Here is a 26505-nt window from a genome sequence, read left to right as displayed (position 1 = left end):
ACCGATTGGACGGTTCCACCAGCTGGAGGCGCGATCTTTTGGCGGATGCGACAGTAGCCGTCCTTTGCCCATAGGCTGTATTTGCGCACTTCGACACGCGCGATCCACAAGATCGGGCTGTTCGCGCACCAGTCAAGCCATCAGGAGGCGTTGTGAGCGGAACCGGCACAGGAGCGGAGCCTGACAAAGCGATTCTCAACTTCCCGGGCGGGAGCGCAGAATTCCCGATCCGGGAGAGCTCGCAGGGCGCCTCAAGCATCGACTTCTCGACCCTGACCCGGCAGACCGGTCTCACCTCACTCGACTATGGCTTCGTGAACACTGCCGCCACGCAGTCTGCGATCACCTACATCGACGGCGATGCCGGTATTCTGCGCTATCGCGGATATCCGATTGAACAGGTCGCGAAGAACTCGACATATCTCGAGGTCGCCTGGCTGCTGATCTACGGAGAGCTGCCCACGGCCGGCGAGTTGGGCGAATTCGAGGAACGGATCGCCCGGCACACGTTGCTGCACGAGGACCTCAAGAAGTTCTTCGACGGGCTGCCGCACGACGCGCATCCGATGTCCGTGCTGTCCAGTGCCGTGTCCGCGCTGTCGACGTTCTATCAAGACTCGCTGAGCGTGCAGGACCCGGAACAGGTTGAGTTGTCGACCGTTCGGCTGCTGGCGAAGATGCCGGTGATCGCGGCCTATGTGCACAAGAAGAGCCTCGGCCAGGCCTTTCTCTACCCCGATAACTCGCTGAGTTTCGTCGACAACTTTCTGCGCCTGAACTTCGGCACAATGGCAGAGCAGTACGACGTCAACCCGGTGCTGTCTCACGCACTGGAGCGCCTCCTGATCCTGCACGAGGATCACGAGCAGAACGCGTCGACGTCCACCGTGCGACTGGTCGGTTCCACACAGGCCAACCTGTTCGCGTCCGTATCGGCCGGAATCAACGCGCTGTACGGCCCACTGCACGGCGGTGCGAACGAAGCTGTGCTCGACATGCTGGCTGAGATCCAATGCTCCGGCGAAACCGTCGAACGATTTGTCGAACGCGTCAAGCGCAAAGAAGACGGCGTGAAGCTAATGGGCTTCGGGCACCGCGTTTACAAGAATTTCGACCCGCGCGCCAAGCTGGTCAAAGAGAGCGCCGACGAGGTGCTGGAAGCGTTGGGCGTTCACGACCCGCTGCTGGACATCGCCAAGGAGCTCGAGGCCGTCGCGCTGGCAGACGACTACTTCATCGAACGCAAGCTGTACCCCAACGTCGACTTCTACACCGGCGTCATCTACAAGGCCATGGGTTTTCCAGCGCGGATGTTCACGGTACTGTTCGCCATCGGCCGACTGCCCGGGTGGATCGCCCACTGGCGTGAGATGAACCAGGACCCTGCGATGAAGATCGGTCGCCCGCAACAGCTTTACATCGGAGAGCCGGAGCGCAACTGGCCGAGCGGGCGGCTCGGCTAGGGCTTCAAAGTCAGCGTGTTGGTCGTGGCTGCCCTGACGGCACCTGCGCTGAACGCCCACGGCCTGGTGCGGTTCGTCTGCCACAGTGGCGCTTGATCCACATAGTTCGGGTGGAATGCGTGCCCAGACTCACCCGTCAGGTTGATCCAGGTTGATGCGTCGAAGTTCGAAAGATCGATGACCTGCCGCATCGACGGCACCCAGTTCACCTGGTAGCCGACCGAGGCATCCCAGCCGACCGCGTCTACGACAGAGGATGCGCCGCCAACCGGGTACGGTCCGCGATTGAACAGCCACTCGATCGGTGCGATGCCGGATTCTCCAAAGCTGGCGTTCGTCAATTCGAGCTGATGGATGCTGTCCCACCGCCACGAAGACGGATCAGACCCCATCAGATCGGTCGCTTCTTCGGCTGCCTGTCGTGCCGAGTACGTCAGCATTTCGTCGAGGCCCGCAACGCCGAGCTTGCTGTCAGTCCACCACGGTGACTCCGGTTGCTCGACGAGGGAGCCCACCACCTGGAACCAGCGGTCTCCTCCGACCGGCTGTGCACTCGCCGGCATCTTGCGGCCGAACGCATCGTGCAGCAGGTTGCGCCAGAAGACGTTGAAGTACGCTGCAGCCGCGCTGTCGGGGTCGTCGTGATAGTTCCAGCCCTTGAGCAGGCTGATCGCGTCACCGGCGGCACCGTTCAGATGCAGCGAAACGAGCAGCGGCGCGAGGGTCGCTGCATTTGCGTCGTATTTGTCCGCCTGGATCGAAGACATGTCAGCCGCTGAGATCTTCTTACCGCTCGTCAGTAGCGTCTGCAGTCGATTCGTGATCTGGTTGGCGCGGTATCCGGAGTCCCAATCCTGGGTGATCATCACCGGATACTCAGGGCCGACGGCTGCGTTGTTCGCCGTCACAATGTAACCTTTCGGCGGATTGTAGACGCTCGGCAGCTGATCGAATGGAACATAGCCGCTCCACCCGTATGAGCTCGTCCAACCGGGCACAGGAAGGGTGCCGTTTCCCTGTTTGCGAATCGGGATGCGCCCGGGTGCCTGGTAACCGATGTTGCCCTCGACATCCGCGTAGACCAGATTCTGCGACGGCACGTCGAAGTCGGCGGCGGCGGCCCGGAATTGGGTCCAATTCGTTGCCTTGTTCATGGCGAAGATCGCTTGCGCGGTGTGCCCGGGTTGCAAGGCAGTCCACTGCAACGAAAGTTGGTATTTTCCGGCAGGGATTCCGCTATGCGCCTTGCTGTAGCTCTGTGCGATCGTGCCGAAATCGGTCGTGATCCCGGTGACGATCGGGCCGTGGTCAGTGGACTTGATGGTGAGCTTCTGGGCCGGCGCGCCAGCGACCTTGATCGTTTCGGTTCTCTCGACGAACGGCTTGATAGCGCCGTCGTATTCGTAACCCTTGTCGCTGACCTTCTCGAGGTACAGGTCGGCGACGTCCGGGCCGAGGTTGGTAAAGCCCCACGCGATTTTGTTGTTGTGACCGATGACGACCCCGGGCAGGCCGGAGAAGCTGTAGCCGGCCACGTCGAACGGGCACGCCGCAGAGACTGTCGCGCAGTGCAGGCCGACCTGGTACCAGATGCTCGGCATGACGGGGCCGAGGTGAGGGTCGTTGGCCAGCAGCGGTTTGCCGGTGGCTGTGTGACTGCCGGCGACCACCCACGAGTTCGAGCCGATGCCGTTGCCGGCCGGTCCGAGGAGTTCCGGTACCGCTGCCATCGTGGTTTGCAGTTCCTCGAGCGGTGCGAGTGCGTCAGCCGCGACGCTCGTGCTCGTGTCCCCCGGCGTCGTGAGCGCGACCGCGGGTTTCGCATCCGTCGTCACTGTGGTGTCGCTGCCGCCGCCGAGCCCGGTGATCGTCGGATGCTGTGCATACGGGTAGTCGGGATGCAACTGGGCCACTTGGGCAGGGGTCAGTTTCGTGGCCAGCACAGCGCGATCGATCTCGTCTTCGAGGTTGGAGCGAAGATCCCACGCCATGGCCTTCAGCCAGGCGACCGAGTCAACGGGCGTCCATTTCTCGGGCGTATAGCCAGAGACCTGCAGGCCGAGAACGGCGTATTCGAGGGACAGGTCCGCGCCCTTATGGGTCTTCAGGTAGGCGTTCACGCCGTCGGCATAGGCCTGGTAGTACGACAGCGAGGTCTTGTCCATCGCTTTGACCTCTTGTTCGGCGACAGTGCGCCAGCCGAGCGTGCGGATGAAGGCGTCTGTGCCGACCTGACTCTTTCCGAACAATTCGGCCAGCCGTCCTGCTGTCACATGCCGACGGAAGTCCATCTCCCAGAACCGGTCCTGGGCGTGAACGTAGCCCTCCGCCATGAACAGGTCATGGGAGGTCTGTGCCGTGATCTGAGGGATGCCGGCATCGTCGCGCTGCACTGTGACCGGCTTGTTCAGCCCGGGCAGGTCGACGTTTCCCTCGAGCGTGGGGAAGGAGCGGGTGACGGTCCAGAAGCCCAGCACGCCGGCGACGATTGCCAGCGTGGCCACGATTGCGAGCAGGATGCCCATCACCCGCCAGAACGGATGCCGTCGGCCGATGCGCGCTTCGTCTGTACCCACGTCACTCCCTCGTGCTGAACGGATGTTGGCAATCGTAGCTGAAGCGCTCGGCCGAGTCGGCTCAACATCCGCTGCGTCGGCCGGCGCCGTTCTCGGTCCGGCCGTCGGTCGCGTCTACCTGGTTGCGCGCGTCCACAACCGGCTTGCCGTCGCGCCGGTTGTCGCGATGACGAGGCGCCCCCCGAGCACAGCGAGCGCCGCAATCTGGGCGTGCGCCGGTAGAGCGGTTTCGTGCCAGCCTGCGCATTCCGGCGTGACTGAGAAGAGCCTCACGCGGCCGTCGATGCGTGCCAGGACCTCGACCGTACCGCGATCGATGGTGGCTTGGAGCGGTTCGACCAGTGATCCACCCGGCCCCGCAGCGGCCGCCGTGGCACCAATTGACGCGCTGCCGCGTAACGGCAATTTCCAGCACAGCAGGCGGCTGGGCACTGACGTGCTGTTACCGATCAGCACGCAACTCGTCGATCCGCACACGGGCGTGACTGCGGTCGCACCGGGCGCGACCGCGGTCGCACCGCGCATGTCAGAGGTCGCGCCAAGCGGCAATGCACTGCGTAGCCACGTGGCGCCGTTCGAGGAAGTCCAGGCGAGCGGGACCGTGCCTGTGCCGGTCAGGCTCTGCCCCGCTGCCAGGAATCCGCCCGAGCGATCGGTCACTCCGAGCGCGCTGGTTTGCTCACCGGGGCCGGAGGCCATGCCGGGCGGTGTGGAGTGACGGGTCCAGTGCACGCCATCGCGCGATGTCCACGTCGCGGCTCCGTAGCGTGCGCCGGGTGGGTCCCAGGAACCGACGATCAGCGCGAGCGAACGGGTGGCCGACTCCGCAGCTTGGCCGATGGCATCCTCTCCGCCGAGGAGGGTGATGGGCTGCTCGTGTTCCACCAGGCCGGCCGTGGTTCCGCGCCACAGCGTCGGCCGCGGATTGCTGTGTGCGCCGCCGTAGGCCTGTCCGAAGGCGCTGATGCGGTTGTCAGCGACCGCGGCCATGATGAACTCCGCCTGCTTGCCATAGCCGGTGGCCGGTGTCGTCCTGATCGCCTGCCAGTTGTTGAGCTCGGTGACCTGCCAGGCTGCAGGTGCCCGCCCACGACCCGCCGGCACTGACCCGAAGGCAAGCATCCGATGGTCGTCGGCTGCGAGCACGAGGGTTCGAGCGCCACGACTCGGCGGCGCGATTTCATGCCAGCCTGCAGAATCCTTCAGCGCGGGGTGCGTGCGGGTTGACGGAACACACCCCGTCACTACCGTGATGACTGACAACGTGGCAACGAGTGCCGCCGCGATGCGTCGCCGGATCCTGCTCGGGCCGGATGGGTGTTCCGCCAGCATCGCAGCATTGTTTCACATCATGAGTCAGGCGTGAAGGGCGGGGTTGAGCCGAATGCCCGCGCCGCTGCGCTGCAGTACTTCTACCGCGCCGGTCAGTGAGTTGCGGCGGAACAGCAGATTCGGCACACCGGAGAGCTCAACCGCCTTCACCGTTTGAGCGACCCCGTCGGCGGTGGGCGGCGCGCCGACGACGACTACCTTGGTGCCCGCGGTCACGTACAGGCCCGCCTCGACGATACAGTCGTCGCCGATCGAGATGCCGATCCCGGAGTTCGCTCCCAGCAAGGCCCGCTCGCCGATCGCAACCTGCTGGGTGCCTCCGCCGGACAGAGTGCCCATGATGGATGCGCCACCGCCGACGTCCGATCCGTCACCGACCACAACCCCCTGCGAGATGCGACCTTCCACCATGGAACTACCGAGCGTGCCCGCGTTGAAGTTCACGAAGCCTTCATGCATGACGATGGTGCCCGGTGCGAGATGTGCGCCGAGCCGTACACGCGAGGCATCCGCGATGCGCACGCGGTCTGGTGAGACATAGTCGAGTAGACGCGGGAACTTGTCGATGCCGCTGACCTGGATGCCCGCGCGTTGCAGTGCCGGTCGCAACCGGTCGAAGTCGGCAGGCAATACCGGGCCGGCGTTTGTCCAGGCAACGATCGGCAGAACGGCGAACACACCGTCGAGATTGATCGTGTTCGGCTTGACGAGCAGGTGCGAGAGCAGGTGTAGCCGCAGGTAGGCATCCGATGTCGATGCCGGCGGCACAGCGAGTTCGATCTCGACGGTCACCGCATCGATGTGCACACTGCGTCGCGGGTCGTCACCGGTCAAGGCCGAAAACTCGGCGGGCACGATCCAGCGATCTCGGCCAGCCGGAAGCGTTCCGAGTCGCGGCTCGCGGAACCAGGTATCGAGCACGGTGCCATCGGAAGCGATTGTGGCGAGGCCGTAACCCCATGCGTGCGTGGGCGCGGCCGACGTTGAGGTTTCCTGGGAGGGCATGGCTCTAGATTAGTAGGGTGCCTCTGGACCTGACCGCCTCGTCGATCGACATCACCCGCCAGCTCTGCGACATCGATTCGGTGTCCGGCAATGAAACCCGGCTCGCCGACGCGATCGTTGCCGCGCTCGCCGGAGCGGATCATCTCGAGGTCATCCGGGAGGGCAACACGATCGTTGCGCGCACGGCACTGGGTCGGGCGCGGCGTGTGATCATAGCTGGCCACCTGGACACGGTGCCGGTCAACGGCAATCTGCCGACTCGATTCGAACCGAAAAGCGCCGGCGCGACACCCGTCGAATACCTCTGGGGTCGCGGCACGGTCGACATGAAGGCGGGCGTCGCCGTGCAGTTGAAGTTGGCGCTCGAGCTGGTTGCGCCGACCGTGGATCTGACCTGGATGTGGTACGACAACGAAGAGGTCGACGCGAGCCTGAACGGGCTCGGGAAACTTGCCGGCGTTCGCCCGGAGCTGTTCGCCGGCGATTTCGCCATCCTCGGCGAGCCCACGAACGGCGCAGTCGAGGGCGGATGCAACGGAACGTTGCGTTTCGACCTGCGCACGCACGGCAAGCGGGCGCATTCGGCTCGCCCCTGGGCCGGTGAGAACGCCATCCACAAAGTCGCTGGGATCCTTGCGATCCTGGCGGCGTACGAGCCGCGACAGGTCGATGTAGACGGACTCGTCTACCGCGAGGCACTCAACGCGGTGATGATCACCGGTGGTATTGCGACTAACGTGATCCCAGACGAGTGCACGGTGCACGTCAACTACCGGTTCGCACCGAGTCGCTCCGGGGAACAGGCGATCGATCACGTGCGCGAGCTGTTCGACGGCTACGATCTCACCGTTGCCGACCTGTCTGAGGGTGCCAGACCCGGATTGGACGCACCGCTTGCACAAGGGTTCATTGCGGCGCTCGGCGTCGAGGTCAAACCGAAGTACGGCTGGACTGACGTCGCACGATTCGCACGCCTCGGAGTGCCGGCGGTCAACTACGGCCCCGGCGATGCCCTGCTGGCCCACACGGACGACGAACGGGTCGCGCTGCAGCAGATCACCGATTGCGAACGGGGCCTTCGCACCTGGTTGAGCGCGGCGGATGGTTGACACCGACCTCGCTGCGGCCCCGGGCGACCAAGCGGCCCCGGGCGATCAGGCGGCGCGCGGCACTCACCCCGTACGCAGCTGGCTGACCCGCTGGTGGGTGCAGGTACTGGCGGTTTTCGTGGCATCGCGGATCGTGTCATCCATCCTGCTTCTGATCTTCGCCAGCGTGCAAGGGCCGAATCCGTGGACGGGCGCGCGCCCGGGCTTTTTCCAATTCGCGTCGATCTGGGACGGGCGTTGGTACCAAATCGTCGCGGGCTGGGGTTATCCCGCCCAGCTGCCGCTGGATGCCGCTGGCAATGTCGCGCAGAACGCGTGGGCGTTCATGCCGGGCTATCCGTGGCTGGTGTCTGCGGTGATGTTCCTGACGCGGATGCCGTGGGAGGTCGCGTCTGTCGTCGTCTCCGTCGGCTTCGGGCTGGGCTCAGCGCTCTTGCTATATCGGCTGTTTCGGTTGCGGCTGGGGCATTCGACCGCATTGTTCGCAGTCGCGTTGTTCTGCTTTGCGCCGACGTCGCCGCTGCTGCAACTGGCCTACGCCGAATCGATGTATCTGTTCTTGCTGATCCTCGCTCTGTATCTGCTATTGCAACGGCGCTATTGGACGATGCTGCCGGCGATCGCCATCATGGCGTTCACCCGGCCGAGCGGGCTGGCATTCGCGCTCGCCATGGGCTTGCACGTCGTGTACCGCTGGGTGGTGCGGCGACGAGATCCGTTCCCGGTACGTGAGCGTGTCGCATCCGTTGTCGTCACGATTTTCAGCGCGCTCGCCGGGCTCGCCTGGCCGGCCATCGCTGCAGCGGCGACCGGTTCGCTCGGCGCATATACCGACACCGAGTTGACCTGGCGTGCAGACTACATCGGGCGGGTGCACCTGCTGCCGTTCGCACCATGGGTTCAAGGCGCTGACTGGTGGTTCAGCGTGTTCCTCGGCCTGCCCGCCTGGCTCGGCTATCTTGCGCTGGCGCTTGTGATTGCAATTTTCGCCGTCTGCATGTTTCTGCCTGCAGTGCGGGCGCTCGGGGTCGATTTGCGGCTCTGGGTCGCAAGCTACGCGCTCTACCTGCTCGCGGTGTTCTTTCCGCAATCGAGCACATTCCGCCTTCTGATGCCGATGTTCCCGTTGCTCGGCGCGCTGGCCATACCCAAGAGCAGAATGTATCGCACGGCGTTGATCGTGCTTTCCATTGCCGGCCAGGTCGGTTGGCTGCTCATCTGCTGGGGAGTAGACGGCGCTGACTGGTCTCCACCGTAGACCGGCCACGCAACATCGATACGATCACGCTGTTCGCGGCGGGCGATCGGCTGCTCGATTTCGCAGGGCACCCGGTCATGGCCGATAATGGGTAGTACATCCACGAAAGGGGAGCTACATGGCGGCCATGAAGCCGAGGACCGGAGACGGACCCATGGAGGCCGTGAAGGAGGGGCGCCTGATTATCGTGCGCGTCCCGCTCGAGGGTGGTGGCCGCTTGGTTGTTTCGGTCAATGACGCCGAGGCCAAGGAGCTCCACGACGCACTCGCCAGCGTCGTCAACGCGTGAAGAACGCGTAAAGCTCGTCAGTCGGAGAGTTTCGTAATCTGAAGCAGCCCGTCGCCGACCGGTGACAGTGCGCTGACAACGGCGCCGGATGCTGCAATCTCGGTCACGAGAGTGCGGAACCCCGTCGCGACCTCATCGCGTTGAGCAGGATCAGCGACCCGACCCTTCCACAGGGCGTGTGCGACGAGCACCGTGCCTCCTGGACGAACCAGACGCAATCCGTGCTCGACGTACTCGATGACGGATGCCGGGTCCGCGTCGACGAAAACGATGTCGTAGACGTTCTCATTCATCCGCGGCAAGACATCCAGCGCGCGTCCGGTGATGAGCCGCACTCGGTTGGCTGCGATGCCTGCGTCCGTGAAATTCACCCGGGCGTGCTGCTGGTGATCCAGTTCGGAATCGATCGACGTCAGCATCGCCCTGGTGCCACCGGTGAGCAGCCACAGGCCGGAGACACCGACTCCTGTGCCGATTTCTACCACATTGGAAGCACCCGTCGCAGCGACGACCACCGCAGCCTGGGCACCGATGGCCGCACCGATCGGGTTGATGCCGAGCTCGATCGATTGCACACGTGCCCGGGCGATCACCTCACTTTCGGCGATGATGTCGTTCGCGAATTTCCAGTTTTTGTCTTTGTCTGACACGACGAAACGGCCTCCCTGCGCTAAGGATAGGGGCAGGACTGGTATCAAACGTGCAGGCTGCACACGTTAGTCTGAACTAGTGTTCGGATTGACCTTCGAGAAGCTGCTCATTATTGGGCTGATCGCTGTCTTTTTGCTCGGGCCTGAGCGTCTGCCGCACTACGCCGGACAGCTCGCAAAGCTGGTGCGCAATCTGCGCAATATGGCCAATAATGCCAAAGACCGCATGCGCGACGAGATGGGCCCCGAGTTCGACGAGGTCGACTGGAAGAAGCTCGATCCTCGCCAGTACGACCCGCGGCGCATCATCCGCGACGCACTGCTTGAAGACGACGACGAACCGCGAATCACCCGGCCCGATCCGGATGTCACTCCCACGGCTGTCATCGAAGCGGATGCCGCTGAACCCGCGTCGGATTCCGCTGAACCTGGCGCGGATGCCGGCGTTACGGCCGGCTCCGCTGAAGGGGTCGATGCACCGTCCAGTGAGGTGGCTGCCGTCGATGCCGAAACGGCTGCATCTGGGGATGACGCACCCGCCGATCGTAGTGGTGAGCTCGTGACTGCGGCGAACGTCATGCCGCCGTTCGACTCAGAAGCGACCTGAGCCGCCCGCTAGCGCTCCGCGGTGGCGGCAACCAGGTTGCGTTCGAGAGCCTCGAGCGTCGCGAGGGCGGCCTGTTCGCGCTCCGGGTCGAATGAGCCGATGGTGAGCTGCTCCAGCTGCCGCCAGATCGTGTCGAGTTCAGTGCGCAAGTGCATGCTGGCGGGGGTCGGCTCGATCAACCAGGCGCGCGCGTCGGTTGGATCCGGCCGGCGGCGCACGAACCCTGCCCGCTCGAGTCGCTGAATCGTGCGGGTCATTGTCGCTGCATCGGAGTCGAGAACCCTGACGAGGTCGATCTGTCGTTGCTCTCCGTGGTCCCAGAGGTGCATCATCACCAACTCTTGGCCAGGGTACAAGCCAGTGGCCCGCAGAAGTGAGCCGGCGAGCATCCGGTGAAGGCGTGCGACGCGGAAGATCGCGTGGCTGATCGGGCCGCCTGCCGCGGTCGTCGGCCTTCGAGCGGCCCCGTGTGCGCCGTTGATTCCCTGCTCGGGGGTGGCCGTTTGACCGGCCTGCGATTGCGCCACCATCAGCATGCTCCCTTGTGCTCGGTCTCCAGTTTAGATCATAACTGTTCGAACAGTATGTAGACCATGTCAGAGATTTTAATTTCCGGGAATAAAGGCGATTGAGTATTACCTGTTCGAACATGTAACTATGAAAAGGAGTATTGTCATGAAGATTCTTGCAACGGGCGCGACCGGCGCGGTCGCTCACCTTGTGGTGCCGGCTGCCGTGCGTGCGGGGCATGAGGTGCGGGGCCTCGTGCACGACAAGTCCAAGGCAGGCGTTCCGCAAAGTCTGGGTGCCCAGGAGACCGTATTCGCCGACCTCCGCGACCCTGATAGCCTTGACGCCGCGCTCGAGGGCGTTGACGGCGCGTTCCTGATCACTCCCGCGTTCGCGCCCGATGCGACGGAACTCGGCCTTGCATTCATCGCCGCTGCGCAGCGGTCCGGGGTGCGCAAGATTGTCTACTCCGGCGTCTACCATCCGTCACTTCCCCTCGAGAACCACGCGAGCACGCGCCCGATCGAAGCCGCACTGTACGCGTCGGACCTCGATTTCACGATCCTGCAGCCTGCGATGTTCATGCAGGGGCTTGACGGTGCCTGGCAGCAGGCCCGCAGCAGCGGCATGCTCGTCATGCCGTGGTCGAAGCACTCCCAGATGACATATGTCGACTATCGTGACGTGGCCGCTGTCGCGGCACTCGCGTTCACCGATGCGCGGGCGTCGTACGGCACGTTCGAGCTGGCCGGCGGCGGCATGATCGACCGGATGCGATTGGCCGAAGTCTTCAGCGCAGCATCCGGCATGCAGATCATCGCTGAGGACCTTCCGGCGGGTATGCCGAATCGGCGAATGCCCGCAGGACTGCTGAGCATGTTTGCCGACTACGACCAGCACGGTTTCCACGGAGGGAATCCCTTCGCGCTCCAATCGCTTCTCGGGCGCACACCGCGTTCGATCGAGGAGTACGTCGCGGAACTCGTGCACTCAGCGTGAACTCGCGCGAACAACTATTTTCCGCCACAACCACGCACAACATCGACCAGGAGAACCTCATGACAACGACGAACGAAACGATTGATCCGACTGTGCCCATTGGCCCCGCAGCACTCGCAGCACTGTGGCAGCCGACGCGGGTCGGTGACCTCCAGCTGCCGCATCGGCTCGCGATGGCGCCGATGACCCGCGACCGCTCGCACGCCAACGGCGCTCCCAGCCAGTTGAACGTGCGCTACTACGCCCAGCGCGCGTCCATGGCGCTGATCATCACTGAGGGCACCCAGCCTTCCGAAGACGGCCAAGGTTACCTGCTCACCCCCGGTATCTACACCGACGAGCACATCGACGGATGGCGCAATGTCACCGACGCCGTGCACGAGGCCGGCGGCCGGATCGTGATTCAGCTGATGCACGTTGGTCGCGTCTCTCATCCCCAGAACACGCCACACGGCCGCCAGCCCGTCGCACCGTCTGCGGTTGCACCGGCGGGTTCGATGTTCACGAGCACCGGAATGCAGCCGATTCCGGAGCCAAGAGAGTTATCGAGTACAGAAGTGCGCGGCATTGTCGAGGAGTTCCGCCACGCCGCCAGAACGGCGATCGCCGCGGGCGCCGACGGCGTGGAGATCCACGCTGCGAACGGATACCTCCTGCAGCAGTTCTTGTCGAGCAACGCAAACCGTCGCACCGACGAATACGGCGGATCGATTGCCAACCGCATTCGGCTGAGCGTAGAAGTGGCTGCGGCCGTCGCCGAGGAGATCGGAGCCGGCCGCACCGGTATTCGCGTTTCGCCGGGAAGTACTCTTGGCGACATCGTCGAGGATGATGTGGACGAGCTGTACAGCGCGCTCATCCGGGCACTTGCACCGTTGGATCTCGCGTACCTGCATATCGCGTCCAACGACGACGCTGTTCTGCGCAATGTGCGCGGCCTCTGGCCGGGTACGCTGCTGCTCAATCGTGCTGGATCTGACCTCAGCGCCCGCGTGCGCGATGTCGAAGAGGGTCTCGCAGACGTGGTCACGGTCGGAAGCCTGGTGCTGGCCAACCCGGATCTCGTCGATCGGCTCACACTCGGTGCCCCCCTGAACACCCCGGATCGCAGCACGTTCTACGGTGGGGACGAGCGCGGCTACCTCGACTATCCGACGTTGGGGCTGACGCCAGTCGAGCAAGCGGCAGGTGAGTGAGTGGCAGTGACGCGGAAACTCCGCGACGGCGCCGCGGCACCATAGTCGGAGGCCGCCCGGGCGTGACCGCGGGGTTCGGGCAGCCCATCATTCGATAGGCTGCCCGAATGACCGTAATGGAGCGGGTGCTTTCCCGAAGAACCGTAGCGCGCTACGCGATCGGATCGCTCGGAACGGGCGGGTTCTCCACCCTGCCCGGGCTGGTGTTGGTGTACTACCTCACGGACACCCTCGGCGTTGCCGCGCTGGCCGCTGGAATCCTCGTCACAGCGGCGAAGATCTGGGACGTCATCATCGATCCACTGATCGGCGCGCGCAGCGATCGGCAGCTGGCGCACGCCGGTTCGCGCCGAGGGCTGATGCTGCTCGGCGGCATCAGTCTGCCGCTGTTCTTCATCCTGACCTTCGCCGTGCCGGCCGGCGCTCCGCCGCTTGCCGGCGGCCTGTGGGTGTTCGTGGCGTTCTTGCTCACGGCGACCGCGTTCAGCCTGTTCCAGGTGCCGTATATCGCACTGCCCGCCGAGCTTTCCGACGGCTATGACCAGCGCACGCGACTGCTGACCTGGCGAGTCGTGGTGTTGACCTTCGCGATTCTGCTGTTCGGGGCGGGCGGACCTGCGTTGCGTTCGGTCGGTGGGGACAACCCGTATCTCGGCTACTTCATCATGGCGGTTGCGGCCGGTGTCGTGATCGGCGTCGGCATGGTGGTCTCCAGTTTCGTTGCACCGAAACAGCTGCCGATAGCCGGTGTGGTGTCGCGGGCGAAGGTGTCGCTGCGCGCTCACTACGCAGAAGGCATCCGATCACTGCGTCAGTCGCAGCCGTTCCGGGCTCTGCTGCTCGCGTTCCTGCTGCAGGGGATGGCGACCGGTCTGATGCTTGCTGGAGCGAACTACGTGGCCACGTGGGTACTGCATTCCGAGGATGCCGTGACGTTCCTGTTCATCGCCCTGATTGGCCCGGCGCTGCTGGTGACGCCGCTGTGGGGCGTGATCTCGCGCCGGATCGGCAAGGAGCGCGGATTCCTCTTCGCCAGCATTCTGTTCGGGATTGCGGCACTGTCGATGGTGCTGCTGATCTGGGCGCCTGGGCCTTGGGTGTATCTGCCGGTCGCTCTCTGCGGAGCGGGCTATGCAGGCATGCAGTCGTTGCCGATGGCAATGTTGCCCGACGTGATCTCGCACGATGCGGTCAGCAACGGCCCGGGCCGTGCTGGGATCTTCGGCGGAATGTGGACGGCGGGGGAGACCACGGGAATGGCGCTCGGCGCGACTGTGCTGTCGATCGTGTTGGCTGCGACCGGCTATCTGGCGCACTCCGGCACAGCCACGGTGGCGCAGTCGGCCGAGGCTGTGACCGGGATCGTGCTGAGTTTCAGTGTGGTGCCCGGCGCCCTGATTGCCGTCAGCCTCATTCCGTTACTGAAATATCGATTGCGAAAGGGAGACATCGATGGGCGTTGAAGTCACTGCGATTCTCGATCGGCTTCACACCCTGCGGCAGGCGGATGCCCCAACTTATGGTGGACGCGTGCTGTCGTATGTGTACGATGCCGGTCGCGCCGACCTGGACGAACTCGCCGCTGCTGCCGCACTTGCCATGCAATCCGTCAATGGACTGGACCCCACCACGTTCACGTCCGTCGCCGTGCTCGAGCGCGAGGTCGTCGGTTTCGCGCGCACGTTGCTCGGTGGAGACGGTGATGCAGACGGCGAGGTGGTGGGCTCAGTCACGACCGGTGGCACCGAATCCTGCCTGTTGGCGGTCAAGACAGCGCGTGATGTCTGGGTCGCTGCGGGTGGGATCGGTCGTCCTCGTCTGCTGGCGCCCGTGACCGTGCACGCTGCTTTCCAGAAGGCAGCCCACCTGTTCGGACTCGAGTTGGACCTCGTCGCCGTCGACCCCGACACCGGCAGGCTCTCCGCCGCTGCGCTGATCTCGAGGCTCGGCCCGGATGTCGCGGTCGCTGTGGTCTCGGCGCCGTCGTATCCGTTTGCCGCGCTGGACCCGGTCGTCGAGGTCGCGGCGGCGTGCGCGGCTTCTGGAATCGCGTGCCACGTGGATGCGTGCATCGGCGGCTGGATCCTGCCGTTCTGGCCGGACGCATCCGGGGTAGACCTCGCCGCCTGGGATCTACGCGTGCCCGGTGTGACCAGCATTTCTGCGGACCTGCACAAGTACGGTTACGCGCCAAAGGGTGTCAGCGTGCTGCTGCAGCGCGGCCGGGATCGGCAACGTGCACAATATTTCGCGACCACCCGGTGGCCGGGCTATCCGGTCGTGAATCCGACGTTGCTCGGTTCGAAATCGGCGGGCGCGCTCGCGGCGGCGTGGGCGATCATTCAGCGGCTCGGCACGGATGGCTTCGCCCAGCTGGCCGGCGCGTGCGCGCGAGCGACCTCGCGGTTGCGCGACGAGATCGCCGCCATCGACGGATTGCGCGTCGTTGGTGACCCGGTCGGCCCACTGATTGCCGTCGCGATGGACGACACGGTGCCGGCTGAGCGTCGCGTCGACCCGCACCATTGGGCAAACCGGGTTCGCGCCCACGGGTGGATCCTGCAACAGCAGCCTGGCCTCGGCCAGCCCAACGGCACGCGACTGCCGCACACCACCCACCTGACGATCACGCCGGTGACCGAGCAGCACGTCGACGAACTCACCGGCGTGCTGCGGCTCTCAGCCGACGAGGCGCGCGGCATGCCGACCGCGACGGCCGAGCAGGTGCTCGGGGCGCTGCCCGCCGAACTCGTGATTGCGCTGTCCGCATCGGACGCAGCGCCGTTGGATTCCGCGAGCGCTTTCTCACTGTTGCGCCGCATCGGGCTCATTGGCCAATCGGACGACGGTCGGCTTCCTGACCGGATGGCGCCGTTCCTGGCGTTGGTCGAGGGGTTGCCGCATCCTCTGACCGAGCGCCTGCTGACCGAATTGCTAGCACGGGTGGTCGAGCCTCTCTAACGAGCGGGCACGCGGGGGCAGGCGGGATCAAGCGGGCGAGATGCCGAGCGGGCGGCCGGCCAGGCCGCGCCCGCCGCGCGCGATGTGTTCGGCAACCGAGCGGATGGCGATACTCGCCGGATCGTGCGGCGCTTCGAGCACGATCGGCGAGCCGGCATCGCCGCCGACGCGCAGAGCGACGCTGAACGGCACGGACGCGAGCAGCGGTACCGGCGCATCCTGCCCGGCCGACAGTCGCGCCGCGACCTCGGCCCCGCCGCCGCTGCCGAACAACTCGAGCACGCTGCCATCCGGTTGCCGAAGCCCCGCCATGTTCTCGACGACACCGAATAGGTGTTGCCCGGTCTGCCGGGCGACCGTGCCGCTGCGCTCGGCAACATCCGCCGCCGCCGGTTGCGGAGTCGTGATCACGATGACCTCGGCATTCGGCAGAAGCTGTCCGACGGAGATCGCCATGTCGCCCGTTCCCGGAGGCAGATCGAGCAGCAGCACGTCGAGGTCGCCGAAGTAGACATCGGTCAGAAACTGGTTCAGCGTACGGTGCAGCATCGGTCCCCGCCAGGCCACGGCGGACCCGCTCGCGCCCTTCGCCGGATCAAGGAACATGCCGATCGAGATCACCTTCACGCCGTGTGCGACGGGCGGCAGAATCATGTCGTCGACTCGGGTGGGAACGGCCGCGACGCCCTCGTGCACGAGGCCGAGGATGCCGGGGATCGAGAACCCGTAGACATCCGCATCGATCACGCCGACAGTGCGGCCCTGCTCGGCCAGCGCGACGGCGAGGTTTGCGGTCAGGGTCGACTTTCCGACGCCGCCCTTTCCGCTCGTGATCGAGAAAACTCGGGTCAGCGAGCCGGGGCCGAAGGGCATCGTTCTTGCCGCTTTGTCGCCGCGCAACTTTTCGGTCAACGCCGTGCGTTCACTCGGCGTCATGACACCGACGACGATTTCAGCGGATGCGACTCCTGGCGTCGCGAGGACGGCCGCCGTCACCTCGCGCTCGATCGCGCGCGCAGCCGGGCATCCGACGATTGTGAGCTTGATCTGCACGACCGCGTGGCCGGCGCTGTCGACGGTGATGGAACCGACCATGTCGAGTTCAGTGATCGGTTTGCGGATCTCCGGATCGATCACCCCCGCAAGGGCGGCGCGAATGCGCCCTTCGACCTGCACATCAACCACTCACGGGCTCCGCCTCGGGCTCCTTGTTGCGGTCCAGCTCTTCGAGCAGGGCGCGCAGTTCGGCCCGGATGAAATCCTTCGAAGCCATGTCGCGCACGGCCAGACGCAGCGCGACCACTTCCCTGGCGAGGTATTCGGTATCGGCAAGGTTGCGCTCGGCACGTTGACGGTCTTGTTCGATCTGCACGCGGTCGCGATCGTCCTGACGGTTCTGCGCCAACAGAATCAGGGGCGCGGCGTACGAGGCCTGCAGCGAGAGCACCAGGGTCAGGGCGATGAAGCCGAGACTGACGGAGTCGAAGCGCAGATGATTCGGAGCCAACGTGTTCCAGCTGATCCACAGGATGCAGAACAGGGTGAGGAACAGGAGGAACCACGGTGTGCCCATGGCCCGTGCGATCCACTCGGTGAATCGACCGAAGGTGTCATTGGAATCCCGCGAGCGACGCGGTAGTACAGAGGAACGCAGGCCCTTCGGTGCGTCCAGTCGGGCATCGGCTTTAGCTGCTCGTGCCATTGCTCATCCTCCGTCCTGTGCTGATTGAACCTGTGCTGCTTGAACCTGTACTGCTTGAACTTGTGCTGATCGGAATGCTGCTCGTGTCGCTCGCGGTATGCTGGCGTTTTCGCACGTCATCGTTCTCGTCGTGACTTCGCCAGTCGTCTGGGAGCAAGTAGTCGAGGATGTCGTCAATGGTCACCACCCCGACGAGCCGATGATTGTCGTCGACGACCGGCACGGACACCAGATCGTAACTGGCCAGGATGCGGGACACCTCGGCCGCCGACGTGTCGGCGGTCACCGGCTCCAGGCTTTGGTCGAGGATCGTGCCAAGCCGCTCGTGCGGCGGATACCGCAGCATCCGCTGAAAATGCACCATGCCGAGAAAGCGTCCCGTCGGAGGTTCGTACGGCGGCAGCGTCACACACACGGCTGCACCGAGCGCGGGTGGCAGCTCCGCTCGGCGGATGAGGGCGAGCCCCTCAGCTACCGTCGCATCTGCGGAGAGAATGACGGGCTCGGTCGTCATCAGCCCACCCGCCGTATCCGGGGCGTAGTTGAGCAGCATGCGTACGTCGTCGGCTTCCTCAGGCTCCATGAGCTGCAACAGGTGCTCGCGCCGCTCGTCCGACAGCTGTGCGATCAGGTCCGCGGCGTCATCCGGCTGCATCTCATCGAGCACGTCGGCCGCACGCTGATCGTTCAGCTCGCCGATGATTTCGACTTGATCGACTTCAGGCATCTCTTCGAGCGCATTCGCAAGGCGGTCGTCTGGGAGTTCGCCGGCGACTTCAAGGCGCCGTTGCAGGGGAAGGTCGAGCAGGGTGTTGGCCAGGTCCGCGGGTTTCAGATCAGAGTAGGTGGCGATGAGCTGTTCCGCGGACTGCGCCTGCCCGTGCACCGACTGCTCGGTGACTTCTGCCCAGGTGGTGAACGTGGTTGCGCCCTTGGCAAACGGTGACGGGCTGGTCTTCGGTCGACGCACGAACAACTGCGCGATCGACCACTCTCCGGAACGGGTCGCCTCGATGGCGACGTCTTCGATCGTCGCCTTGCCCGACCCGTCTTTGAATACGACCGTGCGCCCCAGGATCTCTGCGATCACCCGCACTTCGCCTCCGCGCTGCTCGAAGCGTCGCACGTTGATCAGCCCCGTCGTGATGATCTGGCCGCTGCCGAAGCTGGTCACCCGCCCGATCGATACGAAAACGCGCCGCTTGCCCGGAATCTCAACGATCAGACCGACAACTCGAGGCGGATCGTTCTTGCGGTAGACCACCAGAACGTCGCGCACTTTGCCCACGCGGTCACCCGCGGGGTCGAAGACGGTGCACCCCGCCAATCGGGCAACAAAAACTCTGGTGGCGCTCACAACTAAACCTTAGTCCGGGCCCCCTGGAAGCATGGGACAATGGCGGCGTGAGCAATCAGAACCCAATGGGCGGCCGACGGCGGGGCGTGTTCCCCACTCTGCCCAGCGGCGAGGCCATCGCGACATACCAAACCTATCCCGAAGCGCAACAAGCGGTCGACGTGCTGGCACGAGCCGATTTTCCGGTCAATCGCGTCTCGATCGTCGGCAGCGATCTGAAGAGCGTCGAGCGGGTGACAGGCAAGCTGAGCTGGGGTCGCGTCGCGATCGCGGGGGCGGCATCCGGTGCTTGGTTGGGACTGTTCTTCGGGCTGCTGCTCGTGATCTTCTCGCCGGCAACCTCGCTCGGTTTCATCATTGCAGCGCTGCTGATCGGCGCCGGATTCGGCATGATGTTCGGCCTGGCTTCTTACACCCTCAACCGCCGGCGGCGAGACTACACGTCGATGACGCAGGTCATGGCCACGAGCTACTCGGTGCTCGTCGAGTCGGACCTGGTCAATCGCGCCCGCAACGTGCTGTCCGGCGGGAGCGGACTGAACGGCGAGGAGCACCCGCGCGAGCACAGGCATTCGCACGAGCCGGCGCATCCGTCAGATCCGCCCGCCGCATTCGTTCCGCCGGCGGCGCATCCGTCGGATCCGCCGCCGGCCCGCCCACGCTACGGCGAGAACCCGGCACCGCGTTACGGCGAGAACCCCGAACCCCGCTATGGCGAGAACCCCGAACCGGACGACGACGGACACACAGGCGACTCAGCGAAGCGCTGACGCCGCGCTACGCGGTCAGTGCCTGCTACGCCGTCAGGCGTGCGATCCAGGCCTCGACGTCATCCGCCGTGCGGGGGATGCCGATCGACAGGTTCTCGGCGCCATCCGCGGTCACCAGAATGTTGTCCTCGATGCGCACGCCGATGCCCCTGAATTGCTCGGGCACGCTCAGATCGTCCGGCTGAAAGTACAGCCCGGGCTCGATCGTGAAGACCATGCCGGGTTCGAGCACGCCGTCGATATACATTTCACGGCGGGCTTTCGCGCAGTCGTGCACGTCGAGCCCGAGGTGGTGGCTGGTGCCGTGCACCATATAGCGGCGGTGGTGCTGGTTGTCTGCCTTGAGTGCTTCGTCAGCGCTTACCGGCAGCATGCCCCACTCCGCGGTACGTCGCGCGATGACAGCCATCGCTGCCTGGTGGATCTCGCGAAAACGGATGCCGGGGGTCACGATCGCGAACGCGGCATCCGCCGCCTCGCGCACCGTCTCGTAGACCAGGCGTTGCGTGTCGCCGAACGTGCCGTTGATCGGCAGGGTGCGGGTGATGTCGGCCGTGTAGTAGCTTTCGGCTTCGACTCCTGCGTCGATCAGGATGACGTCCCCCGGAACAACGGGGCCGTTGTTGCGAGTCCAATGCAGAATGCAGGCATGAGGTCCGGAGGCCGCGATCGTGTCGTACCCCACCGTGTTGCCGTCGGCGCGCGCGCGAGAGTTGAACACGCCCTCGACCAGCCGCTCGCCACGGCGGTGGGTGCTGATGCGAGGCAGATCGCGGATGACGTCGTCGAAACCGCGGGCCGTCGCCGCGATCGCGCCGCGGAGTTCGCCGAGTTCGTAGTCGTCTTTGACGAGTCGCATTTCAGAGAGATCCTGAGCCAGCAGGCTGTCTCCTTCGTGCGCATCCACGTCGGTGACGTCGTCGTTTACGAGCCGTAGGCCGTCGATCGTGGCCGTGATCTCCTCATCCGCTTCGCGTACGAGGAGCGTGTCGTCAGCTGCCAGGTCGATGACATGTGCGAACTCGGCGATGCCGCGGGTGGGCAGCGCCAGATCGCCTGCGACCTGCGCGAGCGAGGGCCGCGGACCGATCCAGAACTCGCCGATCTCCGGGTTTGCGTAGAACTCGTCGGAATCCCGTCCGGCGCGCTCGCGGAAATACAGGGTTGCATCGTGCCCGGAGTCCGTCGGCTCGAGCACGAGCACGCTTCCTGGCTCCGAATCGGAGGCCCATCCGGTCAGGTAGGCGAACGCGGAGTGGGCGCGGAACGCATAGTCGGTGTCGTTCGAGCGCTGCTTGAGCCGGCCAGCCGGGATGATCAGCCGCTTTCCCGGATAGCGTGCCGAGAGCCGTGAGCGTCGATCTGCGGCGTAACGGGCCTGCGCGCGCGGCGCGGGAACGGCGTCGTCGCGCTGCGCCCAGTTGCTGCCGATATAGTCGCGGAACCGGCTGGACACCGGAGTCGTCGACCGATTCGACGTCGCGCGTGGTGCGGGCGAATCGGCGACCCCGGTGCGGATGCCTGTGGTTGCGGACGTTTCTGCGCTTGCGGACGCTTCTGTGCTTGTTTCGCTGCTCGTGGCCATGCCTCCATTCTCGCACCGCGCCCGGGCCCGCGACATTGCGCCGGCAGCCCGGGCATAGCATTGGGGGATGCCCGGTGAAGATGAGTTTCGGGGTCCGATCGACCTGCATACGCACTCGAGCGTCTCCGACGGAACTCAGACTCCGGCCGAGCTCGTGCGGGCCGCCGCTGCGGCCGGCCTCGGCACGATTGCGCTGACCGACCACGACACGACCGCGGGTTGGTCGGATGCTGGTGAAGCAGCATCCGCAGTGGGGATCAGGTTGATTCCCGGCATGGAGCTGAGCACCCGCTACGGCTGGAAGAGTGTTCACATGCTGGCGTATCTGTTCGACCCGAACGAGCAGGCGCTCGCTGCGGAGACCGTACGGATTCGACAGGCGCGACTGACTCGAGCCAAGGCGATCGTCGAGCGGCTTGCAGCGGATTACGACATCACCTGGGAAGACGTGTTGGCGCACACGACGGAAGGCGCGACGATCGGGCGCCCGCACATTGCCGACGCGCTCGTCACCCGCGGCGTTGTCGCTTCACGCACCGCAGCGTTTCAGACACTGCTGCATCCCCGTGGCGCCTACTACGAACCGCTCTACGCGCCGACGCCGCTTGACGGCGTGCGGTTGATCACCGGCGCCGGTGGCGTAGCAGTGCTCGCGCATCCGGCGACCTATGGACGCGACGGGGTCATCAAAGAGGACTATCTGCTGCGCCTGATCGATTCCGGCTTGTTCGGGTTGGAGATCGAGCATCGCGAGAACACGGAAGACGGCAAGGTTTACCTGCGGCAACTCGCCGAGAAGTATGGGCTCGTCGTCACCGGCTCAAGCGACTATCACGGCAGCGGCAAGCCGAACAAGCTTGCCGAGAACACGACCTCGCCGGAGGTGCTCGAGCGGATTATTGCCGCCGCGACCGGATCGGGGCCGATCCTGCCGCGCACGCGCGCTGCCGGCTAGCTCGCGTCCAGTTCGGTCGGGACGACGATCACGTCGACCAAGGCGCCATTGCGCCACACAGTCATCTCGATTGGGCGGTCGATCGCTCCCTCGACCATCATCTTTTGCACCGCCGTGGTTGTCACGACGCGCTCGTGGCCCAGCTCGACGACGATATCTCCGCGGTGGATGCCAGCCAGTTCTGCTGGACTGTTCGCCGAAACACCTGCCACCTGTAAACCCGTCGGCGACCCGATGCGCTTTGCGAGCTCGGGGGCGAGCACGATCTGTGCTCCGGCGATGCCGAGCCAAGCGCGACGCACACGGCCCTTGCTCATCAGCGTTGCGATAATCGCCCGAGTTGTCGAATTGATCGGCACGGCAAGGCCGACGCCGAACCCCGCGACCGCCGTATTCACTCCGATCATCCTGCCGCTATTGTCGGCGAGCACGCCGCCGCTGTTGCCGGGGTTCAAGGCGGCATCCGTTTGGATGACCTCGTCGATCACCCGGCCGGCGGCGGTGGGCAGCGAGCGGCCGAGCGCGGAGACGATTCCGGCTGTCACGCTGCCGGCGAGACCGAGAGGGTTGCCCAGGGCGACGACCAACTGTCCGACACGCAATTGGGCGGCATCCCCGAGTTCGATGGGCGCTGGGACCTCGCCACGAGCGTGCAGCACCGCCAGATCCGACAACGGATCACGGCCGACGATGTCGAGCGCAACCGATGTGCCGTCGGAGAAGGTGCCGGTCGCACGCTGGGCACGCTCGACGACGTGTGCACTCGTGAGGAGAAAGCCATCCTTCGTAATGATGCTCGCACTGCCGGCGCCACCGCCGCGCGCCGTGCGAACAGCGATGCTCGCAACGGTCGGCAGCACCGCCTCGGCCACGCTCACGACGGTGCGCGAGTACGTGTCGAGTGAATCGTCGTTGCTCATGTTTTTCAGAATCGCACGATTCGAACGGAGATAGGCCGACGTTCGCTTCGGGCGCACCAGCCCGGCGTTTCGGCTTCGCTCAGCGACCGGTCGCGGACAAACTACGCGGCGGGTGTCGCTGTTCCTCCACTGCGGCGACGGTTGCGGCTGCGGCGACGCGGTGCACTGTTGCCGTCGTGGTGCTGCACACCGAGCCCGTCGTGGGTCCCCGTGGCGGTGGGTGCGGCATCCGGACCAGCAGGCGAGGTCTGCGCGTGCGGAGCGCTTGCCGATGCAGTTGCGGTGCCAGTGCCGTGGGTGCGCCTGCGATTTCGGTTGCTTCCACCGCGCTCGCCACCGGATGCGGGGCTTGTCGAGGATGCCGCGCCACCCGTGCGGTGATCCGAACCGGACCGGTGAGCGCCACCGTCGCTCTTGGCCGCCGGTGTCGGCTTGAGTCGCCCTTTGGCGCCGACTGGAATGTTCAGGTCCGCATACAGGTGCGGTGAAGAGGAGTACGTCTCGACAGGCTCGGGCTGGCCGAAGTCGAGAGCCCGATTGATCAGCGACCACTTGTGCATGTCGTCCCAGTCGACGAATGTCACCGCGATGCCGGTCTTGCCGGCGCGGCCGGTGCGACCGACACGGTGCAGGTAGGCTTTCTCGTCTTCGGGGATGGTGTGGTTGATCACGTGCGTGACGTCGTGGACGTCGATGCCGCGAGCGGCGACATCCGTGGCGACCATGATGTCCTTCTTGCCCGCCTTGAACGCGGCCATGGCGCGCTCGCGCTGCTCCTGGTTGAGGTCGCCGTGCACGGCCGCCGCGTTGAAGCCGCGGTCGTTGAGCTCTTCGACGAGTTTGGCCGCCGCACGCTTGGTGCGCATGAACACGATGGTCTTGCCGCGACCCTCGGCCATCAGGATGCGGCCGATCACCTCGTCCTTGTCCATGTTGTGGGCGCGGTAGACGAGGTGCTTGATGTTCGCCTGCATCAACCCCTCGTCCGGTGCGGATGCGCGGATGTGGATCGGCCGGTTCATGAAGCGACGCGCGAGGGCGACGATCGGGCCGGGCATCGTCGCCGAGAACAGCATGGTGTGACGGGTGGCCGGCACCTGGTTGAACAACTTTTCGATGTCGGAGAGGAATCCGAGGTCGAGCATCTTGTCGGCCTCGTCGAGAACCATTTCGCGCACGTTCGAGAGGTTGAGCAGGCGCTGGCCTGCCAGGTCGAGCAGGCGCCCTGGGGTGCCGACCACGATCTGCGCTCCGGCCTTCAACTGTTCGATCTGACCCTCGTAGGCCTTTCCGCCGTAGATCGAGACGATCTTCGTGTTGCGGTTGCCGGCCGCCAGTTCGAGGTCCTCGCTCACCTGCACGCACAGTTCACGGGTCGGGACCACGATCAGCGCTTGCACGCCGGGTTCGGGGTCGACACCGAGCCGCTGGATCAACGGAAGACCGAAGCCGAACGTCTTGCCGGTGCCGGTCTTGGCCTGGCCGATGATGTCCTGTCCGGTGAGCGCCAGCGGAATGGTCTGTTCCTGGATCGGGAAGGGTTCGAGAATGCCTTTGCTTGCAAGGGCGTCGACCATGTCCTGGTCGATGGAGAGTTCGGAGAAAGTCACGAAATATATGCCTGTCGGTTGAGTCGATCGAAAAGAATCGCAGATGGCTACGCCCTTTTCTGTTCGTCAGTCGTCTCAGGCGTAGAGCCGCCGATCCAATGCCGACGGCATGCCTAGTCTACCGGGGCGTGCCCATTACACTGGCACCGTGGCATCCTGGTTCAAGTCGCGGCGTCTGCCGACGGAGATTCCGCGGCTGAAGCCGCGGAGCGAAAGGGCTGCCGCCGAGCGTGTCGACTTGGCCGAGATCACCCCGGAACTCTTGCCATACCTTGGGCAGGTCGCTTACCTGCAGCTCGAGGCGTTTCAGGTCTTGGCGCGCGTGGTCGTGTCGGTGCCCGACCTGGCGGCGAAGGAAGGAATTGCGGCGGCCGCCGGTGCGGCCTTGGCAAAATTCCACGGGCTCGTTGCGGAGATCCGCCGGCACGACGCCGACCCGACCGACGTGATGCAGCCGTTCGTCTCGGCAATCGACGCATTTCAGGCGCTCACTGCAGGCGCGGATTGGCAGGAGACGCTGCTCGGTGTGCACGTGACGACGGGGCTGCTCGATGATTTCTTCATCCGCCTCGCGGTCGGACTGCCCGGTGACGTCGGTCCGCGCACCGCGCGTCTGCTCGGGGCGGATGCCGGCACAGACGACATCATCCGGATTCTGCAGGAGCAACTCGCCCTCGACGAATGCCTCGGGTCTCGGCTGGCGATGTGGGGCCGGCGCCTCGTCGGTGACACGTTGCTCGTGGCGCGCTCGGCGCTGCCGCACCCGACCAACGGCGACGCGGACCGTGCGAGCCTGGTCAGCGCCAACACGGTCGAGCAGCGGATCGAGCCGGTCTTCACCGACGTGATCGCCGCGCACACCAGGCGCATGGACGAACTCGGTCTGACCGCGTAGTTCGAGCCGTCTCGGGCCCGCGGTTACGCTGCGACTCGGGCGGCACCCTTGCTGAGGTCGCTCAGCAGCGCATTGTCGCTGCGTTTGCGCAGTTCCCCGATCAAGAGTCCGGCTGCGAATGTGACAAGCACCGTCACGATGAGGGTGATGGTCCAGATCCAGCCGCCGTTCCACTTGAGGCCGGCCCAGGTGAGAGCGACCCAGACGACGGCGGCAACAGCCGTGCCGATTGCAGGTACCAGCACACTTCCGTGCCGGTGGCGTTCGGGCAGCACGTAACGCGCGATCAGGCCGATGACGGCGCCGGCAAGGCTGATGAAGAGCAGCTCCATTGCAGTTCCCTGGGCCGACTACGCGACGAAGCCGACGCGGCGGGACTCTTCGGAGCCGATCTGAACGTAGCCGATGCTGGCGGTGGGGACCACGTAGACCGCGCCCTTGTCATCCGTCAGCCGTAGCACGCCGGTGTTGCCCTCAAGCGCCGCAGTGACGGTCGCAGTGACGTCGGCCGACGACTCTTCCGTCTCGAAGCTGAGCTCGCGAGGTGCATTGAGAATACCGATCCGAATATCCACGTGCGATGCCTTTCGGTCTTGCCAGGGGCTGAACTGCCTCGCTGTCTAGGTTACGGGACAACGCACCGGCCCGCGCCGCGTCCGGTGCGTTCGTTCTCTATAGGCGGAAGCACCGCAGCGAGCGCCGGCAGCCCCCGCCGGTCGAGTAGCGAGCGCCAGCAACCCCCGTTGGTCGAGTAGC

Annotated in this window: 24 protein-coding genes and 1 pseudogene; 12 read left to right on the top strand and 13 right to left on the bottom strand. The window is 65.0% G+C overall.

The features are described from left to right. Positions 1-152 precede the first annotated feature (152 nt). Positions 153-1463, top strand: a complete 1311-nt coding sequence (locus tag QU604_RS14815) for a citrate synthase (protein WP_308465391.1) — start codon at positions 153-155, stop codon at positions 1461-1463. Here the strand turns inward: QU604_RS14815 and QU604_RS14810 are convergent. From QU604_RS14810 to dapD, 3 genes are all read right to left on the bottom strand, one after another. Then, positions 1460-4039: a penicillin acylase family protein gene (locus QU604_RS14810; RefSeq protein WP_308465390.1), complete on the bottom strand. Its 2580-nt coding sequence runs from the start codon at positions 4037-4039 to the stop codon at positions 1460-1462. The two genes, QU604_RS14815 and QU604_RS14810, sit on opposite strands and share 4 nt — an antisense overlap. 114 nt (positions 4040-4153) lie before the next feature. After that, a complete protein-coding gene (locus tag QU604_RS14805) occupies positions 4154-5371 on the bottom strand; it encodes a hypothetical protein (protein WP_308465389.1) in 1218 nt (405 codons plus the stop codon). Positions 5372-5395: 24 nt separating this feature from the next. Beyond that, on the bottom strand, positions 5396-6376 hold the full coding sequence (gene dapD, locus QU604_RS14800) for a 2,3,4,5-tetrahydropyridine-2,6-dicarboxylate N-succinyltransferase (protein WP_308465388.1): 981 nt from the start codon (positions 6374-6376) through the stop codon (positions 5396-5398). Positions 6377-6393: 17 nt separating this feature from the next. On the opposite strand from dapD, the gene dapE reads away from it, so the two are divergent. The 3 genes from dapE to QU604_RS14785 all read left to right on the top strand — a co-directional run bounded on the left by dapE (position 6394) and on the right by QU604_RS14785 (position 9032). Beyond that, positions 6394-7485 (top strand): succinyl-diaminopimelate desuccinylase, encoded by a 1092-nt coding sequence (gene dapE / locus QU604_RS14795; RefSeq protein WP_308465387.1) that lies wholly within the window; start codon positions 6394-6396, stop codon positions 7483-7485. Further along, entirely contained in the window at positions 7478-8743 is a 1266-nt protein-coding gene (locus tag QU604_RS14790; RefSeq protein WP_308465386.1) for a putative hexosyltransferase, read from the top strand. Before dapE ends, QU604_RS14790 begins: the two co-directional genes overlap by 8 nt. Positions 8744-8861: 118 nt before the next feature. Further along, on the top strand, positions 8862-9032 hold the full coding sequence (locus QU604_RS14785; RefSeq protein WP_308465385.1) for a DUF3117 domain-containing protein: 171 nt from the start codon (positions 8862-8864) through the stop codon (positions 9030-9032). Positions 9033-9049: 17 nt separating this feature from the next. Here QU604_RS14785 and QU604_RS14780 read toward each other — a convergent pair whose 3' ends face one another. Continuing rightward, the gene (locus tag QU604_RS14780) at positions 9050-9682 is read right to left on the bottom strand and encodes an O-methyltransferase (RefSeq protein WP_308465384.1); all 633 of its coding nucleotides are present in this window, start codon (positions 9680-9682) and stop codon (positions 9050-9052) included. A 79-nt stretch (positions 9683-9761) separates the two neighbouring features. Between QU604_RS14780 and QU604_RS14775 the strand changes: the two are divergent. Beyond that, positions 9762-10133, top strand: a pseudogene (locus QU604_RS14775) (Sec-independent protein translocase TatB); the annotation flags it as partial. A 164-nt stretch (positions 10134-10297) separates the two neighbouring features. Here the strand turns inward: QU604_RS14775 and QU604_RS14770 are convergent. Beyond that, a complete protein-coding gene (locus tag QU604_RS14770) occupies positions 10298-10819 on the bottom strand; it encodes a MarR family winged helix-turn-helix transcriptional regulator (RefSeq protein ID WP_308465383.1) in 522 nt (173 codons plus the stop codon). Positions 10820-10964: 145 nt separating this feature from the next. Between QU604_RS14770 and QU604_RS14765 the strand changes: the two genes are divergently transcribed. The 4 genes from QU604_RS14765 (at position 10965) to QU604_RS14750 (ending at position 15955) form a co-directional block, all read left to right on the top strand. Continuing rightward, positions 10965-11798, top strand: coding sequence for an SDR family oxidoreductase (locus tag QU604_RS14765; RefSeq protein ID WP_308465382.1), 834 nt, complete (start codon positions 10965-10967; stop codon positions 11796-11798). A 59-nt stretch (positions 11799-11857) separates the two neighbouring features. Then, positions 11858-12994: an alkene reductase gene (locus tag QU604_RS14760; RefSeq protein WP_308465381.1), complete on the top strand. Its 1137-nt coding sequence runs from the start codon at positions 11858-11860 to the stop codon at positions 12992-12994. A gap of 107 nt (positions 12995-13101) precedes the next feature. Continuing rightward, on the top strand, positions 13102-14457 hold the full coding sequence (locus tag QU604_RS14755; RefSeq protein WP_308465380.1) for an MFS transporter: 1356 nt from the start codon (positions 13102-13104) through the stop codon (positions 14455-14457). Continuing rightward, on the top strand, positions 14447-15955 hold the full coding sequence (locus tag QU604_RS14750) for a pyridoxal phosphate-dependent decarboxylase family protein (RefSeq protein ID WP_308465379.1): 1509 nt from the start codon (positions 14447-14449) through the stop codon (positions 15953-15955). The genes QU604_RS14755 and QU604_RS14750 overlap by 11 nt, the downstream gene beginning before the upstream one ends. Before the next feature lie 27 nt (positions 15956-15982). Here QU604_RS14750 and QU604_RS14745 read toward each other — a convergent pair whose 3' ends face one another. From QU604_RS14745 to QU604_RS14735, 3 genes are read right to left on the bottom strand one after another with little or no spacing between them, the layout of a single operon-like run. Further along, entirely contained in the window at positions 15983-17140 is a 1158-nt protein-coding gene (locus QU604_RS14745; RefSeq protein ID WP_308465378.1) for a P-loop NTPase, read from the bottom strand. Then, a complete protein-coding gene (locus tag QU604_RS14740) occupies positions 17133-17657 on the bottom strand; it encodes a DUF1003 domain-containing protein (RefSeq protein WP_308465377.1) in 525 nt (174 codons plus the stop codon). Before QU604_RS14740 ends, QU604_RS14745 begins: the two co-directional genes overlap by 8 nt. Next, positions 17641-19014: a magnesium transporter MgtE N-terminal domain-containing protein gene (locus QU604_RS14735; protein WP_308465376.1), complete on the bottom strand. Its 1374-nt coding sequence runs from the start codon at positions 19012-19014 to the stop codon at positions 17641-17643. The genes QU604_RS14740 and QU604_RS14735 overlap by 17 nt, the downstream gene beginning before the upstream one ends. 47 nt (positions 19015-19061) lie before the next feature. Between QU604_RS14735 and QU604_RS14730 the strand changes: the two genes are divergently transcribed. Next, on the top strand, positions 19062-19784 hold the full coding sequence (locus QU604_RS14730) for a YflT domain-containing protein (protein ID WP_308465375.1): 723 nt from the start codon (positions 19062-19064) through the stop codon (positions 19782-19784). Between the two features lie 25 nt (positions 19785-19809). Here QU604_RS14730 and QU604_RS14725 read toward each other — a convergent pair whose 3' ends face one another. Then, positions 19810-21369 carry an aminopeptidase P family protein gene (locus tag QU604_RS14725; RefSeq protein ID WP_308465374.1) on the bottom strand — a complete coding sequence of 520 codons (1560 nt, stop codon included), beginning with the start codon at positions 21367-21369 and terminating at the stop codon, positions 19810-19812. Positions 21370-21436: 67 nt separating this feature from the next. Between QU604_RS14725 and QU604_RS14720 the strand changes: the two genes are divergently transcribed. Next, positions 21437-22324 (top strand): PHP domain-containing protein, encoded by an 888-nt coding sequence (locus QU604_RS14720; protein ID WP_308465373.1) that lies wholly within the window; start codon positions 21437-21439, stop codon positions 22322-22324. Here QU604_RS14720 and QU604_RS14715 read toward each other — a convergent pair. Continuing rightward, positions 22321-23244 (bottom strand): S1C family serine protease, encoded by a 924-nt coding sequence (locus QU604_RS14715; RefSeq protein WP_308465372.1) that lies wholly within the window; start codon positions 23242-23244, stop codon positions 22321-22323. The genes QU604_RS14720 and QU604_RS14715 overlap by 4 nt on opposite strands. 101 nt (positions 23245-23345) lie before the next feature. Further along, positions 23346-24854: a DEAD/DEAH box helicase gene (locus QU604_RS14710; RefSeq protein ID WP_308465371.1), complete on the bottom strand. Its 1509-nt coding sequence runs from the start codon at positions 24852-24854 to the stop codon at positions 23346-23348. 148 nt (positions 24855-25002) lie between these two features. Between QU604_RS14710 and QU604_RS14705 the strand changes: the two genes are divergently transcribed. Next, positions 25003-25749, top strand: coding sequence for a ferritin-like fold-containing protein (locus QU604_RS14705; protein WP_308465370.1), 747 nt, complete (start codon positions 25003-25005; stop codon positions 25747-25749). Positions 25750-25772: 23 nt separating this feature from the next. Here the strand turns inward: QU604_RS14705 and QU604_RS14700 are convergent, their stop codons facing one another. Then, positions 25773-26081 (bottom strand): hypothetical protein, encoded by a 309-nt coding sequence (locus QU604_RS14700; protein WP_308465369.1) that lies wholly within the window; start codon positions 26079-26081, stop codon positions 25773-25775. An 18-nt stretch (positions 26082-26099) separates the two neighbouring features. Further along, on the bottom strand, positions 26100-26324 hold the full coding sequence (locus QU604_RS14695; protein ID WP_308465368.1) for a DUF3107 domain-containing protein: 225 nt from the start codon (positions 26322-26324) through the stop codon (positions 26100-26102). Positions 26325-26505 lie beyond the last annotated feature (181 nt).

It is taken from the genome of Rathayibacter sp. SW19, from assembly GCF_030866825.1.
In the GTDB taxonomy this organism is placed as follows: domain Bacteria; phylum Actinomycetota; class Actinomycetes; order Actinomycetales; family Microbacteriaceae; genus Rathayibacter_A; species Rathayibacter_A soli.
This window is presented reverse-complemented; position numbering and strand designations above follow the sequence as displayed.

Coding starts and splice junctions, on each gene's coding strand:
- QU604_RS14805 (WP_308465389.1), bottom strand. CDS start 5,371: ATGCTGGCGGAACACCCATCCGGCCCGAGCAGGATCCGGCGACGCATC.
- dapD (WP_308465388.1), bottom strand. CDS start 6,376: ATGCCCTCCCAGGAAACCTCAACGTCGGCCGCGCCCACGCACGCATGG.
- QU604_RS14790 (WP_308465386.1), top strand. CDS start 7,478: ATGGTTGACACCGACCTCGCTGCGGCCCCGGGCGACCAAGCGGCCCCG.
- QU604_RS14785 (WP_308465385.1), top strand. CDS start 8,862: ATGGCGGCCATGAAGCCGAGGACCGGAGACGGACCCATGGAGGCCGTG.
- QU604_RS14770 (WP_308465383.1), bottom strand. CDS start 10,819: ATGGTGGCGCAATCGCAGGCCGGTCAAACGGCCACCCCCGAGCAGGGA.
- QU604_RS14765 (WP_308465382.1), top strand. CDS start 10,965: ATGAAGATTCTTGCAACGGGCGCGACCGGCGCGGTCGCTCACCTTGTG.
- QU604_RS14760 (WP_308465381.1), top strand. CDS start 11,858: ATGACAACGACGAACGAAACGATTGATCCGACTGTGCCCATTGGCCCC.
- QU604_RS14755 (WP_308465380.1), top strand. CDS start 13,102: ATGACCGTAATGGAGCGGGTGCTTTCCCGAAGAACCGTAGCGCGCTAC.
- QU604_RS14750 (WP_308465379.1), top strand. CDS start 14,447: ATGGGCGTTGAAGTCACTGCGATTCTCGATCGGCTTCACACCCTGCGG.
- QU604_RS14740 (WP_308465377.1), bottom strand. CDS start 17,657: ATGGCACGAGCAGCTAAAGCCGATGCCCGACTGGACGCACCGAAGGGC.
- QU604_RS14725 (WP_308465374.1), bottom strand. CDS start 21,369: ATGGCCACGAGCAGCGAAACAAGCACAGAAGCGTCCGCAAGCGCAGAA.
- QU604_RS14720 (WP_308465373.1), top strand. CDS start 21,437: ATGCCCGGTGAAGATGAGTTTCGGGGTCCGATCGACCTGCATACGCAC.
- QU604_RS14715 (WP_308465372.1), bottom strand. CDS start 23,244: ATGAGCAACGACGATTCACTCGACACGTACTCGCGCACCGTCGTGAGC.
- QU604_RS14700 (WP_308465369.1), bottom strand. CDS start 26,081: ATGGAGCTGCTCTTCATCAGCCTTGCCGGCGCCGTCATCGGCCTGATC.